At 41.1% G+C, this 16,430-nt stretch carries 14 protein-coding genes and 7 tRNA genes; 15 read left to right on the top strand and 6 right to left on the bottom strand.

Annotation, left to right across the window (positions count from 1 at the left end; translation table 11 throughout):
* Positions 1–215 precede the first annotated feature (215 nt).
* Positions 216–1,088: an ATP-binding protein gene (locus B9T34_RS04925; RefSeq protein WP_086212039.1), complete on the bottom strand. Its 873-nt coding sequence runs from the start codon at positions 1,086–1,088 to the stop codon at positions 216–218.
* Between the two features lie 180 nt (positions 1,089–1,268).
* On the opposite strand from B9T34_RS04925, the gene B9T34_RS04920 reads away from it, so the two are divergent.
* The 10 genes from B9T34_RS04920 (at position 1,269) to B9T34_RS04875 (ending at position 5,991) form a co-directional block, all read left to right on the top strand.
* The gene (locus B9T34_RS04920) at positions 1,269–2,780 is read left to right on the top strand and encodes a DUF3336 domain-containing protein (protein ID WP_086212038.1); all 1,512 of its coding nucleotides are present in this window, start codon (positions 1,269–1,271) and stop codon (positions 2,778–2,780) included.
* Positions 2,758–3,609: a protein kinase domain-containing protein gene (locus B9T34_RS04915; RefSeq protein ID WP_086212037.1), complete on the top strand. Its 852-nt coding sequence runs from the start codon at positions 2,758–2,760 to the stop codon at positions 3,607–3,609. The genes B9T34_RS04920 and B9T34_RS04915 overlap by 23 nt, the downstream gene beginning before the upstream one ends.
* A gap of 106 nt (positions 3,610–3,715) precedes the next feature.
* A tRNA-Leu gene (locus B9T34_RS04910) sits at positions 3,716–3,800 on the top strand.
* 37 nt (positions 3,801–3,837) lie between these two features.
* Positions 3,838–3,911: transfer RNA gene (locus B9T34_RS04905), tRNA-Trp, on the top strand.
* 37 nt (positions 3,912–3,948) lie between these two features.
* Positions 3,949–4,033, top strand: a tRNA-Leu gene (locus tag B9T34_RS04900).
* A gap of 103 nt (positions 4,034–4,136) precedes the next feature.
* Positions 4,137–4,221, top strand: a tRNA-Leu gene (locus B9T34_RS04895).
* A gap of 37 nt (positions 4,222–4,258) precedes the next feature.
* Positions 4,259–4,332, top strand: a tRNA-Trp gene (locus tag B9T34_RS04890).
* Positions 4,333–4,369: 37 nt separating this feature from the next.
* A tRNA-Leu gene (locus B9T34_RS04885) sits at positions 4,370–4,454 on the top strand.
* 96 nt (positions 4,455–4,550) lie between these two features.
* A tRNA-Leu gene (locus B9T34_RS04880) sits at positions 4,551–4,636 on the top strand.
* Between the two features lie 770 nt (positions 4,637–5,406).
* Complete coding sequence (locus B9T34_RS04875) at positions 5,407–5,991, top strand: TetR/AcrR family transcriptional regulator (protein WP_086212036.1); 585 nt, start codon at positions 5,407–5,409, stop codon at positions 5,989–5,991.
* A gap of 156 nt (positions 5,992–6,147) precedes the next feature.
* Here the strand turns inward: B9T34_RS04875 and B9T34_RS04870 are convergent, their stop codons facing one another.
* Positions 6,148–6,351 carry a hypothetical protein gene (locus B9T34_RS04870; RefSeq protein WP_086212035.1) on the bottom strand — a complete coding sequence of 68 codons (204 nt, stop codon included), beginning with the start codon at positions 6,349–6,351 and terminating at the stop codon, positions 6,148–6,150.
* 462 nt (positions 6,352–6,813) lie between these two features.
* Between B9T34_RS04870 and B9T34_RS04865 the strand changes: the two genes are divergently transcribed.
* Positions 6,814–7,038, top strand: a complete 225-nt coding sequence (locus B9T34_RS04865; protein WP_416202700.1) for a hypothetical protein — start codon at positions 6,814–6,816, stop codon at positions 7,036–7,038.
* A 44-nt stretch (positions 7,039–7,082) separates the two neighbouring features.
* Here the strand turns inward: B9T34_RS04865 and gloB are convergent, their stop codons facing one another.
* Positions 7,083–7,814, bottom strand: coding sequence for a hydroxyacylglutathione hydrolase (gloB, locus tag B9T34_RS04860; RefSeq protein WP_086212033.1), 732 nt, complete (start codon positions 7,812–7,814; stop codon positions 7,083–7,085).
* A gap of 115 nt (positions 7,815–7,929) precedes the next feature.
* Entirely contained in the window at positions 7,930–8,517 is a 588-nt protein-coding gene (locus B9T34_RS04855; protein ID WP_086212064.1) for a flavin reductase family protein, read from the bottom strand.
* Positions 8,518–8,648: 131 nt separating this feature from the next.
* Between B9T34_RS04855 and B9T34_RS04850 the strand changes: the two genes are divergently transcribed.
* From B9T34_RS04850 to B9T34_RS04840, 3 genes are all read left to right on the top strand, one after another.
* On the top strand, positions 8,649–10,037 hold the full coding sequence (locus B9T34_RS04850; RefSeq protein WP_086212032.1) for an L-cystine transporter: 1,389 nt from the start codon (positions 8,649–8,651) through the stop codon (positions 10,035–10,037).
* 116 nt (positions 10,038–10,153) lie between these two features.
* Positions 10,154–10,984: a PhzF family phenazine biosynthesis protein gene (locus tag B9T34_RS04845; RefSeq protein WP_086212031.1), complete on the top strand. Its 831-nt coding sequence runs from the start codon at positions 10,154–10,156 to the stop codon at positions 10,982–10,984.
* 167 nt (positions 10,985–11,151) lie between these two features.
* Positions 11,152–13,950, top strand: coding sequence for a M16 family metallopeptidase (locus B9T34_RS04840; RefSeq protein ID WP_086212030.1), 2,799 nt, complete (start codon positions 11,152–11,154; stop codon positions 13,948–13,950).
* Positions 13,951–14,029: 79 nt separating this feature from the next.
* Here the strand turns inward: B9T34_RS04840 and B9T34_RS04835 are convergent, their stop codons facing one another.
* Positions 14,030–15,094, bottom strand: a complete 1,065-nt coding sequence (locus B9T34_RS04835) for an amidohydrolase family protein (RefSeq protein WP_086212029.1) — start codon at positions 15,092–15,094, stop codon at positions 14,030–14,032.
* Positions 15,095–15,268: 174 nt separating this feature from the next.
* The gene (locus B9T34_RS04830) at positions 15,269–15,667 is read right to left on the bottom strand and encodes a DUF3144 domain-containing protein (RefSeq protein WP_086212028.1); all 399 of its coding nucleotides are present in this window, start codon (positions 15,665–15,667) and stop codon (positions 15,269–15,271) included.
* A 109-nt stretch (positions 15,668–15,776) separates the two neighbouring features.
* Here B9T34_RS04830 and B9T34_RS04825 point away from each other — a divergent pair, with 109 nt between their 5' ends.
* Positions 15,777–16,409 (top strand): hypothetical protein, encoded by a 633-nt coding sequence (locus B9T34_RS04825; protein ID WP_086212027.1) that lies wholly within the window; start codon positions 15,777–15,779, stop codon positions 16,407–16,409.
* Positions 16,410–16,430 lie beyond the last annotated feature (21 nt).

The raw sequence follows: 16,430 nt of genomic DNA, 5'->3' as shown, positions 1-16,430 counted from the left end.
TATTAAGTAAAATGAAAGTGAATCTGGTTTTAATGAAATTCTTATATCTGTTTTTTATTCGCTTAATTCAATAATTGAATTTAGAGGCAGGCTAGGGTGTGATTTATTTATAGACAGATCAATCGTATCGCCCAGCCTATATTGTATGAGCTGGGCTACGTAACGATAAATTACAAGGGGGAATAACGGAAATGAAATGCTTTGTGTTTGTTGACTTAAACCGCTTTCAACTGCTGCGAACCAATCCAATGTTTTGAAAATTGATAAGCTGCACGGCCTGAGCGTTGCCCGCGGCTTTGGCACCATCTTAGAGCCTCAGCACGGGTTTCTTCTGTATAAGGCATTGCTGCTTTTGCTAAATAGTGTTCAACAATCTCTAAATACAGATTTTGGTCCATTGGGTAGAAAGAAAGCCATAAACCAAAACGGTCAGACAATGAAATTTTTTCTTCAATCGCTTCTTGTGGATGCAGTTCTGTGTATTGAGGAACATCCACTTTGGTCACTGGCGTATTTTCATGCATAAACTCAGGTAAAAGGTGGCGTCGGTTACTGGTTGCATAAATAATGAAATTGCTGGAACCTGACTGTAATGAGCCATCTAAAACACTTTTTAAACTGCGGTAATTTTCATCTTCTGCATTGAATGCTAGATCGTCACAATACACGATAAATTTTTCTGGGCGATTGGCAATCAGTTTTTGAATTTCAGGCAAGTCAGATAAATCATCGCGTTCAATTTCTATTAGACGCAAACCGGCAGATTCATATTCTGTCAGCAGAGCGCGGACAATGGATGATTTACCTGTACCGCGTGATCCTGTCAGCAAAACATCATTGGCTGGAAAGCCTTTTAAAAATTGCAACGTATTTTGAATGACTTTATCTTTTTGGCGTTCAATTCCTTTCAAATCTTCCAAATACATTTTTTTAGGCTGATCGATAGCTTTGAGCTGCTGATCCTGCCATATATAGGCTATTGCAGAAAAATCTGGCGCTTCTTTAACTTTTGGCAGGCTTTGCTGTAATTGTAAAAGTACAGTTGAAAGAGAATCTAAAATATTATCTGGTAAATCAATGGTTGGCATGAGATTTTCAGCTTGTAATTAATCAGAGAAGTAAATTGGCTTGATTATAATAATGTATAGTATTTATGCTTGAAGAGACAATTAAAGAAAATTATTCTCTATTGAATTAGTGGTAAAATTTTGCAACAGTTGAGTTTGCACTGAGATGCAGCCAATAAGAGTCAGCGCTGAGGAATAGATATGCTATTAAAAGATTTTGCTCGGGAAATTAACCCGCATCAAGCGTATCGTATAAAAAAATTGCACCGGCAGCTGGAAACAGCGGACAGCTATGAAGAATGGAAAACAATTGCGCTAAAAATCGATGAAGAATCAGGTGCACAAGAGTGGAAACTGGACAATTGTTCCCCGTATTTTGACGCTGAAATTATTGCTCATCGATTGTCTATGCTAAAGCGCTACCGGCAGCAGAAGCGCACCCGAGACTTAATGTATATTTTAAGTGAAGGCTTAACTTACGATATTGCCAATATTGCGCATCCGCTTTTATTTACGGTGACTTTTTTTGGCACAAAAAAAATTATTGAAGACTATGTCTCTGAAGTCAGTGAAAGCCTTGCTTTTATTGCTTCTGAACAATGTGAATGCTTAACTTCTGCAGAAAAAATTACATTTTTTGAGCATTGCCAAAAAGCCTTTGGGCAGCCCGCATTGATGTTTTCTGGCGGTTCAACCCTTGGACTGTTTCATACAGGCGTATGCAAGGCGCTGATGGAACAGGATCTAATGCCTAAAGTGCTTTCTGGCTCCAGTGCTGGCGCCATTATGACAGGCATGCTTGGGGTATCTAAACCATCTGAATTTATGGAAATCTTAAAAGGACATAACTTTTATAGTGAGGCTTTCCATTTTCGGAAATTAAGCGACTTGCTGCGCGGCAATGGCGGTTTAGCGGATGTTCAATATTTAAAAACGTTCCTGAGAGAAAATTTAGGTGATGTGACTTTTGCAGAGGCGCAGAAGAATTCAGGCTTGAATATTAATATTGCCGTTGCGCCTTATGATGCTTCGCAAGATGCACGCATTATGAATGCCTATACTTCGCCAGACTTGCTGGTGTGGAGTGCGGTACTGGCATCATGTGCTGTGCCTATTTTATTCCCGCCCGTTAAACTGACCAGCAAACGTTATGACGGTCATTATACGCCTTATATGGCATCTACACGCTGGGTAGACGGCAGCGTGCGCAGCGACTTCCCGCAAGAAAAAATGGCACGGCTGTACAATATTAATTACACCATTGCCAGTCAGGTGAATCCGCATATTGTGCCTTTTATGCAAAATGACATTGATCGGTTCCGAAAGGATATGCTCAGCTGGCCTAAACGGATTATCCGCCGTCAAGGCAAGGTTATAACCAAAGGGGTGATGGATTTTGCCCGTGAGCGTGTAGGCAGCGTGCCGCCAATCCGCCGTTTGCTGGATCATGGCTATGGTGTGGTGGATCAGCGCTATTATGGTGATGTGAATATTGTTGGCAAACATAGCCTGCGTCATTACAGCTATATGCTGCAAAACCCGCGTCCGTATTTATTTAAAATTTTACAGCGTGAAGGCGAGCGGGCAACGTGGCCGAAAATTTCATTAATTGAAACGCATGCACGGGTAGGGAAAACCATTCAGCATTGCCTGGAATTGCTGAATTATCAAAATCAGACGAACCCGCAGAATGCAGAATTTATTGCAGTTTGATGCAAATTTACTGTTAAAGGCTGACTATTATCTAAAAAGTAAAGCCCGAAGTTTGGACTTTGGGCGCTATTTATATCAGATGTCACTTCCTCATCAGGTTTTGATTGATCCTGTATTTTTTTGGCTCAAAGCGCAGAACATGCAGCCCGATGGCTTTATACATGCTCAAGATGGATTTAAGCATGAGCTGCTGCTGTATCAGCAATGGTCAGAGCAGCAGCTCAATTTCTTACTTCCGTATCAGGTTCTTTTTATTGCTCAACTTCCGCTAGAGTTGGTTTCAGTTCAATTACATCCTCAAGCATTGCTGCTGCCGCATGCGCAGTCTGTGTTTGAGCAAAATCCAAATTTAATGACGGTCAGCCAAATTTCATTTTTGATGATGCAGGCAGTCAATGTTTTGGATGAGCTGGCGCAGCTGGGATGGATGCATGCGGATTTAAAAGCCGAACATTTTGTTCAGTATGACAGCCAAATTAAACTGATTGATTTTGAACAGGCAATGCCAATCAGGAGCACACATGCAGCAGCAATGAATGCAACACCGCGCTATATGGCGCCTGAACTGTTTCATGGTGAGATAAAAAGTCTGCAAAGTGATATTTATGCACTGGGGATTGTGCTTTTAGAATGGCTGACAGCGCAGAGGCTTCAGGCTAAAACCTATGAAGATTGGGCATATTTGCATTGTCAGCGGTTAATTATTGATCTTCCACAACAATTTAAAACATTTGAGCCCTTATTGAAGCGCATGCTTGCAAGGCAAAAAACGCTGAGATTAAGTGATTTTTCTCAAATTAAAATGTGCTTAATGACTGAAATTGTTTAAGAAAAAACCAAAAAAAGGTTTTTGATTTTTATTTAAGCAATCAAAAACCTTTTTTAGAAAAAAGGCTTGTCATGTGCAGGTTCTCTCTATAATATACACAGCCATTGGGGACGTGGCGAAATTGGTAGACGCACTGGATTTAGGTTCCAGCGCCGCGAGGTGTGAGAGTTCGAGTCTCTCCGTCCCCACCACTTAAAGCTTAAGCGTATGCTTAAGAGTTAAGAAAATAGAGGATTGGTGTAATGGTAGCATGACGGTCTCCAAAACCGTTCGTCAAGGTTCGAGTCCTTGATCCTCTGCCAAGCTTTAAAAGACTGACCTAGTGTTAGCAACCCTGATGGGGACGTGGCGAAATTGGTAGACGCACTGGATTTAGGTTCCAGCGCCGCAAGGTGTGAGAGTTCGAGTCTCTCCGTCCCCACCATCAAGTATTAAAGCAAGGTCAATTTACCTTGCTTTTTTATTGCGGGATTTTGAAGCAACAATGTAAAGAAAGTCCATTTATTTTATGATAACTGGCACCCTATGGGGACGTGGCGAAATTGGTAGACGCACTGGATTTAGGTTCCAGCGCCGCGAGGTGTGAGAGTTCGAGTCTCTCCGTCCCCACCACTTAAAGCTTAAGCGTATGCTTAAGAGTTAAGAAAATAGAGGATTGGTGTAATGGTAGCATGACGGTCTCCAAAACCGTTCGTCAAGGTTCGAGTCCTTGATCCTCTGCCAAGCTTTAAAAGACTGACCTAGTGTTAGCAACCCTGATGGGGACGTGGCGAAATTGGTAGACGCACTGGATTTAGGTTCCAGCGCCGCAAGGTGTGAGAGTTCGAGTCTCTCCGTCCCCACCATCAAATATTAAAGCAGGGCATTAGGCCTTGCTTTTTATTGCAGGGTAAAGCTTTCGATTTACAAGTCCAATTATAGATATATAACTGGCGACCTACGGGGATATGGCGGAATTGGTAGACGCACTGTGTTCAGGTCGCAGCGCCTTCTGGGCGTGAGAGTTCGAGTCTCTCTATCCCCACCATATTTTATACTTATAAACTTCATTTGAAGTCTAAAGCCTTAATTCAAAATAATTAAGGCTTTTTTATTGCCGTTATTTTTTAATACAAACTGTATTGAGCTTCGAACATATTTTCTATCATCTCGTTTAGCTGAGACGGAATGCATGAATTTTTATGTAATGATCCGTGATTAAAACGATTTTATATTTTACTGGACACTAAATTCCGCAGAGAAATGAAACTCCTAGCTTACCTGTACGATATGTTCTCTTTTATTTTATATAAATCATTGTTTTGTCCTGCTAATAAAAAACCAGACCAATCGATTTGGGCTTTTTAATGATTTGTCACGCTCCATGCTTATTTGAGAACCAATTTCTCATGGTTTATGTAGTCTCTTTTAATCCCAAAATAGAAAAATATCTGGATGAAATAACAATAGTTGTTCAAGTCGTTATTGATTTTGCACAACTGTAAAAAGAAAGGAATTGGTACTTAAATAAGTATTCTTATTATGCAAAGTGGTCAATGCGGAAAAAAATTAGTCATTAATGAACAGCCTTAATGGATTTGTACATTAAGTAATCATCTGGCTGCTTCAAGCCGTATTTAGGGTAGACATGGCTGATGAGGGTGTTTAAATAAGTCAAGTTAGCTTGACAGCTGTGCTTGCTGCACTTAAATTATTTTTTCGTATTCATATGACTCATCATTGTTTTAAGTTTTTGAAATATTGTGGTCGGGCGTTCAATACAGAAAAAATTAAAATTTTCTAGTTCATGGAAAGAATATGGGTTTATTGCGCCAACAAAAGAGTTTTTTAAAGAAAATGGAAATTCTTGAAACCGTAGAAAAGCTGGTGCTTGAAAACAATCAAGAAGTTGCTATACATGAACTGGCAGCTGCATTAGATATGGCAAAAGGGACAATTTATAAATCATTCAGCAGTAAGAATCATCTATATCTTGAGCTGCTGATCTTAAATGAAAAGCGCTTACTGGATTTTGCCATAAACTATAAAAAAGATATTGAGCAAAGCGTAACGACTTATATGCTTTATCATATGCGTGAGTCCAATCGGACAGTGTTATTTCATGCAATAGAAGAGCGTATTACGAATACCGAAACCAAACTGCAAAAATTATTTGAAGAGCTGTATGGCATTCGTGAGCAGCGCATTATGGAGCTGAAAGAGCTGGTTTCAGAGCACCTCAGCGCTTATGAAAGCCATATATCGGTACGTGATTATTTGTCTTATGTGTGGACCATTACATATGGCGCTTCGTTACTTTTAAGTTCAACTTATTATCAAAAATCTGTTGGTGATAGAACGGATCTGATGAGTTTTTATATTAAGCAGGCGCTAAGGGTTTAAGTGCTATGATTATTTTAGGGCAGAATTTTACTTCATAAATTTAAGCACATTTTACAATAGCATTGGATGCACTTTATGGTGTGCACTAAAAAGCCCTCACAAAGAGGGCTATATTTCGAAAAATCCATTTTTCTCGATCAAAATTGGCTGAATATTTTAGGCCTTTAAGTGATCTTCGAATTCTTCGCCCAGCTGCATGGCCAAAGCGTTGCCAGATAAGTCACATGTGACTAAACCGTATTCCTTTTTAAAACTGAATGAGAAACCTTTGTTATCTGCCAAAGTGCGAACGTTATAGCCTAATTTTTCAAGCCAAAGACGGAATGCGATAAGATTTTTTGCTTTAACCACTTTTTTCACGAGAGAACTCCATATTCATCTATAAATAATTAATAGGGATGTTTAAATATTTTTTAAAGGGCAAAACTGAACTTTTTATCAAAATACATTTATTTGAATAAAAAATATACGACAAACCAGATTTGATCAGATGAATAATAAAGTAAATATTTGAATATAAATGAGATGTTGAGAGTGTAACGAATTATGACTTCACGCAAAGAAACAAAAAATACATAAAGAAAGCTTTTTGTATTGAATGATTTGACTGTAAATTGTACAGCTAAGCATCATAAGAATGTGAATATAAGAATTAAAACCATAGACCACGCTAAAATAACGCTTCAGATCATTGATGAACCTTCGCCATGATCATGAAGTTTATCGACTTAATTAAATGTTTGAATTAAGCCAAATAAGGGTAAGAAAATGACCAAGCGCATTGAAACAGTTGAGCAATTTGTCGCACACCGTATTGAAACTATGAAACAAAATTCAGAAGTTCCGGCAGCTGTTATGCTGGGGCATGAAGACTGGCTGATTTTTTCAGAACAGTCTAAGGTTGCATATACGCCATTTGGCAGTGCGCGTCGCTATCAGCCTGCATTAGGCGGCTTGCTTTTGGTTCGTATTGATGAAATGCATGCAGTGCGCGTTGTTACGCAATCAGAACTGGATGCATTTGCCCAAACAAATCAAATTTTATAAATAGTGCATCATTTGAAATGCGCGGGATTTACTCGAATCCCGCATTAGAAGCTGTCTTTCATCTCTCTTAAGCGCTGAAACTCCTCAACACTTTCAGCACGGATAAAGGGATTGGTTTCCAGCTCGAGTTCAATCGTGCTGGGCAGGGTGCAGTGCCCTAATAGGCGTTGCGCTTCGACATGTTCATAGCGTTCCTGTATAGCCATATTATGCGGTTCTGCATGCAAGGCAAACTTGGCATTGGACAATGTATATTCATGCGTGCAGTACACCTTGGTTTGTGCAGGCAGGGCTGCTAAGCGCGCGAGTGAACTGTACATTTGCTGAAAAGTGCCTTCAAAAACTCGTCCGCAGCCCATGGCAAATAAAGTGTCTCCGCAGAACAGCACATCAATGGCATCGATGAAATATACGATATGGCCTAAGGTGTGTCCTGGAACGGCTAGAATATCGATATTCAAGCCATGAAATTCAAATTGATTGCCATTTTCCAGCGGGTGGCTAATAAAAGGGATTTTCGTCAATTCATCCCGCGGGCCATAAACAGGAATATTCCGCTGACTGATTAACTCAGGTACACCGCCAACATGGTCTTTATGCCAATGTGTCAGCCAAATCTGAGCAAGATTGAGTTGGTGTTTTTGGCAGTATGCTTCGACCAAATGCGCTTCTGTTGGATCTACAGAGATGACGTCCTTTGTCGCTTCGTGTTCTAACAGCCAAATATAATTTTGAAGCGGATTTTTGACGTCTATGCAGTGAATTTTAAAAGTCATAGGTACACACTTCTCGGCGGTTTTAAACATTAAATTTAATTTAGCACCTTCGTGGACAAAGTTGAATCTTCATCCGTTTAAAGAGCTGAAACGATTGTTCAATTTTACAATATGATCAATGCTGATCTTTATGAACCGCAACAGGATCGCCGATGGTATAGAAATGGCCGCCAGCAACATGATGCAGGCTTTTCCATTCTTCACCCGCGGTTTCGTAGTGCCAATGCCCATCGCTAAACACCCGTTCATCTGCATAAGCAGCCATGACTTTGCCGATAAATAAATCATGCATTTGCTGATTATGCGGTTCAGAAATCAGTTCGCATAAAAGCCATGCAGAGCAGCCTGCAACAACAGGAATGTTTGATTCTGGAAAATTAAACAATTCTGCACCAGATTGACGTAGCTTTTCTGGCGCATCTTTCAGGCTAATCATGCCCAGTGAGTACACCATTTTCAGCTGTTTTAAGTTGGGTACTTGCAGCGCAAAAAGTCCTGAATTTTCGATAATTTCACGCGTTTTAGTACTTTTATCTAAAACTACCGTTACTTTGGCCGGACTAAACTCTAGCGCGCAGGCCCATGCAGCAGTCATCACATCCGTATGCTGCTGATCTTGAGCAGAGACTAAAACGGTCGGACCGTGATTCAGCAGTCGGTATGATTTTTCCAGTTCTACAGGCTGAAGGCTTGAATGCGTCATTTTTAAGTTCACCATAAGCTTTTCTTGATAAGCAATATACTCAAGATGAAATAAAAAACCATTACAAAATCTGCCTGAAATGATTGGCTTATGCAGGTTTATAATAGAAAAAAAGGATAAGAGTTTAGCTAATGAGTCTAATTGTGATACTGAATGTCGCTGTATTTATCGTGCTTTTGGTTTTGCTTGCGCAAATGCGTAAAACCCAATGGAGCCTGTCTAAGAAAGTTTTTACTGCACTAGGCCTTGGTATTGTTTTTGGCTTGGTTTTACATGCGCTTTATGGCAATTCGCCTGATGTGCTAAAAGAGTCAATTCAATGGTTCAATATTGTAGGCAGCGGCTATGTGAAGCTGCTGCAAATGGTGGTTATGCCGCTGGTCTTAATCTCTATATTGGGAGCAGTCATTAAGCTGCATGATGCCAGCGCACTAGGTAAAATTAGTATATTCAGTATAGGCACTTTACTTATTACCACCTTTATTGCCGCTTTAGTTGGGGTAATGGTGACAAATTTATTTGGTTTAAGCGCTGCTGGCTTGGTTCAAGGCACAGAAGAAACAGCCCGTTTAAATCAGCTCAATACGGAGTACATGACCAAGCTGACAGATTTGAGTGTGCCAGATTTGGTGCTCTCGTTTATACCGAGCAACCCTTTTGCAGAACTGACGGGCGCTCATCCAACGTCAATTATCAGTGTGGTCATATTTGCAGTGCTGTTGGGCATCGCAGGAATAAAGCTAATTCAGGACGATGAGCTAAAAGGGCAGAGACTGTTAAGCTCGATAGAAACTTTACAAGGCTGGGTGATGAAGCTGGTCCGTATTGTAATGCTGCTGACACCTTATGGGGTCTTTGCATTAATCACCAAAGTGGTAGCGAGTTCTCAGCTTGGCGATATTTTAAATCTCGGCGGGTTCTTGATCGCCTCATACCTGGGCTTAGCCATCATGTTTGCTGTACATGCGGTTATTTTGGCTCTGACAGGCATCAATCCGTTAAAGTTTTTCAAAAAGGTACTGCCTGTACTGACTTTTGCATTTACCAGCCGCTCCAGCGCCGCCAGTATTCCCTTAAATATTGAAGCGCAGACCCAGCGTATTGGTGTGCCTGAATCTATTGCCAGCTTCTCAGCATCTTTTGGTACAACCATTGGGCAAAATGGCTGTGCGGGGCTTTATCCTGCCATGCTGGCAGTGATGGTTGCACCTACAGTTGGAATTAATCCGCTGGACCCTATATGGATACTGACTTTGGTTTGTGTGGTGACTTTAAGCTCTATAGGCGTTGCGGGTGTGGGCGGCGGAGCAACCTTTGCAGCTTTAATTGTATTGCCGATCATGGGGCTGCCTGTCACATTGGTTGCATTATTGATTTCAATTGAGCCTTTAATTGACATGGGGCGTACCGCATTAAATGTGAGCGGGTCAATGACTGCAGGCACAGTAACCAGTCAGCTGATGGGACAAACAAATAAAACAATATTTAATCGTGATGATGTGGATTTGACGCACATTTAAGGCCACAATCGAGATCAGATGATTCATGAGTAAAAGCCAATACATGCAAAGGGTGTTGGCTTTTATTTATGCATAAAAACAAGCTCATAAACCTTTAGTTATTTGGACAGATTTAGATGAAAATGTATCAGGTTGATGCCTTCACCGCGCAACAGTTTAAAGGCAATCCCGCTGCTGTAATCGTTTTAGATTATTGGCTGGATGATGCGCTGATGCAGAATATTGCTTTAGAAAATAATTTGTCTGAAACTGCTTTTGTTAAAATCATCGATGATGAAAACTATGAAATCCGCTGGTTTACGCCCACAACAGAAGTTGATTTTTGCGGCCATGCGACATTGGCCAGCAGCTTTGTTGTATTTAAAGACTTTAGCCAGTCTAAAACCATTCAGTTTCATGTTAAAGATTTAGGCATTTTTACCGTCTCTCAAGTTGAAGACGGCAGAATTCAAATGAATTTTCCCATACGCTGCGCACAGCTTGTAACGGAATATCCAGACGTGCTCAGACAAGCGTTAACCAAGCCGTTTAAAGAGGTCTATTTAAATGCGCAGGCTTATATTGTGGTTTATAACACTGTGCAGGATGTACTCGATGAACAGCCAAATTTAGAGCTGCTCAAGCAGTTAGGCCGCATCCGCACAGCAATTACCGCAGCAGATAGCAATTCAGATGTAGATGTTGCGATTACTGCGCATGATCAAAAATATGACTGTGTGTCACGTTATTTTGCACCTGCAAACGGTATTAATGAAGACCCTGTTACTGGCTCTGTTCATACCGGTATTGTGCCTATTTGGGCAGACAAACTTTCTAAGCAGAATTTACTCGCTTATCAGGCATCTTCACGCGGCGGTGAACTGTATTGCCGTATTTTAGACAATGAACGTATTGAAATTTCAGGCTATGGCAAGCTGTATATGCAGGCAGAAATTTTTGTAGAATAATTGTTGAAAAATAAACTTTTATTCAGTTCTAATTATTCACTTTAAATGTGTGCATTCCTGCAAAAAAAGAGTGGAATGCACATGGAAATTGCTGTCTAAAATGAGAATCATTCTCTATAATAAACAGTATAAATATTTTATAGATTTAGATCGGAAAGACACCATTCATGCGTTTTAAACAGCTTACTCTCTCACTTTTCCTATTGGGCTGCAGCGCTGCACTTTTTGCACAGCCTGTTTTGGTTAAATCAGCACAAAATATTGAAGAATATAAATTAGATAATGGCTTTAGAATTATTCTGGCGCCGAATGACAAAGAAAATAAAGTCTTTATGAATACGGTATATCAAACCGGTTCGTTAAATGATCCAAAGGGTAAAGGCGGTTTGGCGCATTTACTGGAGCATTTGGCGTTTAAAGGGACGCAAAATATTAAAGATGATGAATTCCAGCGTCGTTTAGATCAGTACACGCTATCAACCAATGCTAGTACAGATTATTATTCGACAAAATATACCAATACAATTCGTCCAGAGCAGACTGCTGTCAATGAAGTGATTCATTTAGAAGCGGAGCGTATGGATAAGCTGGTGCTGCAAGAGAAGCATGTGCCGACTGAAATTTCTATTGTGAAACGTGAACGTGAAATCCGCTTGGATCAGCCTTCTGCTGTGCTTATGGATCAAGTCTTTAAAAGCGCTTATGGCAATCAATATTTAGGCCGTTTGCCTATTGGCGATTTAAACGAATTGCAGTCGATCAATATGCAGGAACTGAATCAGTTTTACCGTGCTTGGTATGCGCCAAACAATGCGGCGATGGTGATTTCAGGCAAATTTGATAAAGCTGCGGTACTAAAGCAGATTGATGCGAAATTCAGTCCGATTGCATCACGTACTGTGCCTGCGCAAGCTGCTGTGCCTAAGCTGGATGGCAGTAAAATTCTGCAGCGTCAATTTAGTGTGCAAAAGGGCAGTGATTATGCCAAATTTAATATTTATTTAAATGGCGCAGATCAATCGGCTGTTTTACCGCTTTCTGTTGCGCCTGCGCTATATATGATGCAGCCAAGCGGCCATTTGTATAAGAGCATTGTAGAAACAGGAACGGCTATGGGGGTTTTATCATCGCCATGGTTGGAAAAAGATTTTAACTTAATGCTGATGGGTGCCGTGTATGCGCCGAATCATGATGCCAAGAAAGTTCAAACTGAATTGAATCAAGGCGTAGAAAGTAGCAAAGATTTTAATGAAGCTGAATTGAACCGTGTTAAAAACATTACCCGCAATCAGGCAGATAATGTGAAGAACAGCGCCACTGCATTGGGTTCGACACTGAGTGAATATTATGTGGCTTTTGATGGTGACTGGTCACGTTATTTTAAAGATTTAGATGCCTTGCAAAAACTGACACCTGCGCAAGTGAATAACGCATATAAGGCTTATTTCAAACCTGAATACCGTATTAGTGGCGACATTCTGCCAACACCGGAAGATCAGAAAAAGGCTTTGGAGCAGAAAAAAGAAGAGCCTGCTAAAACCTTAGATCAGCAAGCCGTGGCGGAAGAGCCATTAAAAGATGCCAGCACTTACCGTGAAGAAGTAAAGCAGTATGTGCAGCAGTCTAAAGCTTATTTAGAGCAAAAAGAAAAAATGATTCAGCGCGGCAAGCTGAAAAATGGCGTGCAATATGCGCTGTATCCAACTTCAACGCGTGATGATAAGACATATGCAACGATCTCTTTAGATTTTGGTACAGAAAAGTCATTGTTCAATAAAGGCGAAATTTTAGGTTTGACCGCATATTTGATGATGCGCGGTTCAGATCAGCAAAGCTTGCAGGAGATTACGGATAAAACCATTGAAAGCGGCGGCGGCGCGTCTGTCAGCGCTAGCGGCAACGGTTTAAGCATTCAAGTTTCGGCAAAGAAAGACAAATTTGAAGATTATTTTAAATATGTAATGGCTGTTGTGAATGCGCCTGCATTTGAACAGTCTCAATTTGACTTAATTAAATCACAAAGTTTATCGAGCTTAGACCGTTCTTATACAGAGCCTGAAACCGTTTCTGGTTTGACTATTTCTCGAATTTTGGAAACCAGCCAACCGGGAGATTTGGATTACCATTTTGAACCTGAACTTGCCAAGAAACAGTACCAAGCCGCTACACGTGATCAGGTTCAGCAGCTGTATAAGCAGTTCTTTAAGACACAGCATGTGAATATTGCAGTAACAGGCGATTTTGATGCGAAAAAGATTCAGAAGTTTTTGAGTAAAGAATTTGGTCATTGGAAAACAACCGAGCCTTATGCACGCATTGACGATAAATATACCGTTTACAAAGCGCAAAAAGTTCATGCTTTGTCTGAGCAGCGTGAGTTTGGCAGCTATCAAGCGGTTATGACTATGCCTGTGGGTACTGAAAATCCAGATATGCCTGCTCTACAAGTTTTCCGTCATATTCTAGGTGATTCGCAATTATCCTCACGTTTAGCTCAAGAGCTGCGTGAGAAAAATGCACTGGTTTACGGTTTTGGCGCCAGCATGAATTTTGATAATTGGGTGGAATCTGGAGCTTTGGGAATCAGTGCAAACTACACAGCCGGCAAGTCGGCGCAGGTGTCTCAAGCTGTACATAAAGTACTGACTGAAATGCTGACGAAAGGGGTAACAGAACAAGAAGTTGAAGCGGCTAAAGCCAGCATGCTGAAAAAGCGTGTAACAGCACTTGAAGATGAGCGCCGTATTCACAGCATGCTGATTCCGCAATTAGAAAAAGGCCGTGACTTGCTTTACCGTGAAAAGCGTGATGAAAGTATTGCAAAATTAACCAAGGCAGATGTTGATGCCGTGATTAAAAAATATGTTCGTCTCGATCAACTGGTTGAAGTGATGGCAGATCAATACGGTACAGCGCAGAAAGATGCGCCTGTACAAGCAGCAGCTCAAAGTTCTGCTCAAAAGTAAATTTGAATGCTTTAAGCTTTTTAAGCAATAAAAAAAACTCCCCAAGTATTGGGGAGTTTTTTTGTTTTAGAATCTAATTTTAAAAGCGGTAAAACTGTTTGGCATTCGATCGAAAGACCAGTGGTAGTGCGTCAGGGTCGCAAGCTGCTACGGCATCACTAAAAGCATCAATAATATTGACCAAAGATGTGCTGACACTGTCCATGGGGGAGTTGGAAGCAAACATAACACGGTATTTGCCAAAACAGCTGAGTGCATGGCTGATCAGCGGATGCGCTAAATCAAACACTTCTTCTTTGCTGGCTAGACGCCGTTCCTTATGAAAGCCATGCCCTAATACAGGCATAAATAGGCCAGACATTTTGGTATAGACATTTGGGCACTGTGCAAGTTCGGCGATATCTTCCTTCCAGCGGAACAGAATGTTTTCACGTGCTGTTTTTGTCACGCCTGTATATGCACCTATAGAGCCGAATAACCCTGCGGGTGTGCCAAAGTGGTCCAATACAATGGAAGTTTCTGGAAAAGTTTTCGCCAGTTTGATCAAATCAGGCAGCTGAGTAGAATACACCCAAGCATCAAAACTTAAATCCATAGACGCCAGCACTTCAAAACCTTTCATAAATTTTTTATTGGTATACAGATGCGGATCATCTGACCATGCATGAATTTTACGGTCTTCATGTACGGCGGCCATTTTACGGATACCGCGGAATTTACTCGACGCTTTTTGATGCAGCTTCAGAATCTTTTTAAAGCTGCTGTCGCGCGGATCTGCAGTACCAACAATAGCCCCTAAGTTTAGGCCTTCCTGTTCAAAGGGCAGATTAGCGATAAATTCAGTTTCGCCAATCACACCTTTGCCTTTGCTCTCATGCCAGCTGGCTTCTACATGTACGACTTGCTCAACAGGGAAGGAACCGATATCCGCCTTATAATTTTGCGGCAAATAAGGGGTAGTGACATGTTGAGTCAAACCAAGCGTCTCAATCAGATCATCGGGTTTGAGCATGCGCAGCATTTTATCCAGCAGTTTGGGGTGCTTGCCGAGTAATTTAACAGCCGTAGAAGCTGCATGCGGTGTATGGTAAGGGTCCCATTGGTGTATGTGCGCATCAATAATGCCAAAATCGAGCTGCTGCATGGCTTTCCTTAAATTGCAGTGAATCTTAAGTATTAGAACTTTTTATCATAAAAAAGAAGCGGGTCTGTAAAATTATGACCAAACGTATGCTCAATTGATTGCAAAATCATAGTTGCTCACTTTGTCTAAGGCAAAATAAAAGCCCCGAAGGGCTTTTAAATTTAAACTGAAGCTTTAGTGCTTATGGTCATCATGATTATGCTTAGTCGCATGAAACTCTTCATTGTGACGGAAGCGTAGATAGTTTTCGAACTGTTCACAGTACTCGTCATAGTTGTCTTCCAGCATCATTTGGAACTGTTGCAAAATATAAGACATCACTTGATCTTTGGCATCGCGCATTTCGTTGCCGTCTTTGAAGTTGTTGGCTGCAACCCATGTATTGAAGCGGGCTGTACCAAACAGCATTGCTGCGCTGATTTGGCCGCGTTTTTCGGCAGGCTGTTCTTGGCTGCCTTTTTCTACACGGCTGAATTTGTTTGCGAGTGTGATAAATTCATCAGCACGTTCAAAGAAAGCTGCATTTAACGCTTCTTCTTCAGTTACATCGGTTGCTTCAATCTTTTGAACCATGAATTTTTCCTGACATCTAAAATCTTAAAGGCTAATTATAGGCAAAGCCTTGCAGAAACAAAACCATTGACTTAATCTAAAAATAGCCTAAGCAAAATGGATAGCCCTCATGCAAAATGCAATTGCAGTACAAAGTTTAAAAAGTGACATTGCTTTATTGCGTCAAAACATTTGGCCACCAGCCAATTTGGCCAATGTAGAGGGGCTGCCGATCTACTATGGAAGCAAAGAGGCGGTGGATGCCTATTATCAGCAATGGGACGGCCTGATTGCGCGTGCTCAGGAATTGTTTCAGCCTTTTATGGAAGATGAAGCGCTGGACGCCGTGCATTTACCTAGTCATTTAAATTTACCGCTGTTTTATTTTCATGTAGACAGAATCCGCATTAACAAAACGCGAGCCAAAGAGTCTAAAACCTTTCGCGGCATTGCCAGTCTTGTCGAAAAATGCGGTCAATTCGAACCGCATGAAGTTTCTGCTATGCACCGCTGGCTGGATTCGGATGATACAGCGGCTTTGGTTGCGCACCGTGAATTTATCGATTTACGTACTTATGTATTCCAGTATGGGCAAAGTGAATATACGAGAACACGGTTTTATGTGAATGGCATTGTCTTGAGCGTAGAAGATGGCTTTGAATTGGTTGATGCGCGCGATAAGCCGCGAAAACAGCGTAATGACAGTTATAGTGACCCATTGGCGGACAACAAAACCTGGAAAATATATGGGAAATACCGCTGATTGATCGTATTTTTTAACGGC

The sequence above is a fragment of the Acinetobacter sp. ANC 3813 genome, from assembly GCF_002135435.1.
Classification (GTDB): domain Bacteria; phylum Pseudomonadota; class Gammaproteobacteria; order Pseudomonadales; family Moraxellaceae; genus Acinetobacter.
The sequence above is the reverse complement of the archived record's forward strand: the minus strand, read 5'-3'. Positions and strand labels throughout refer to the sequence as shown.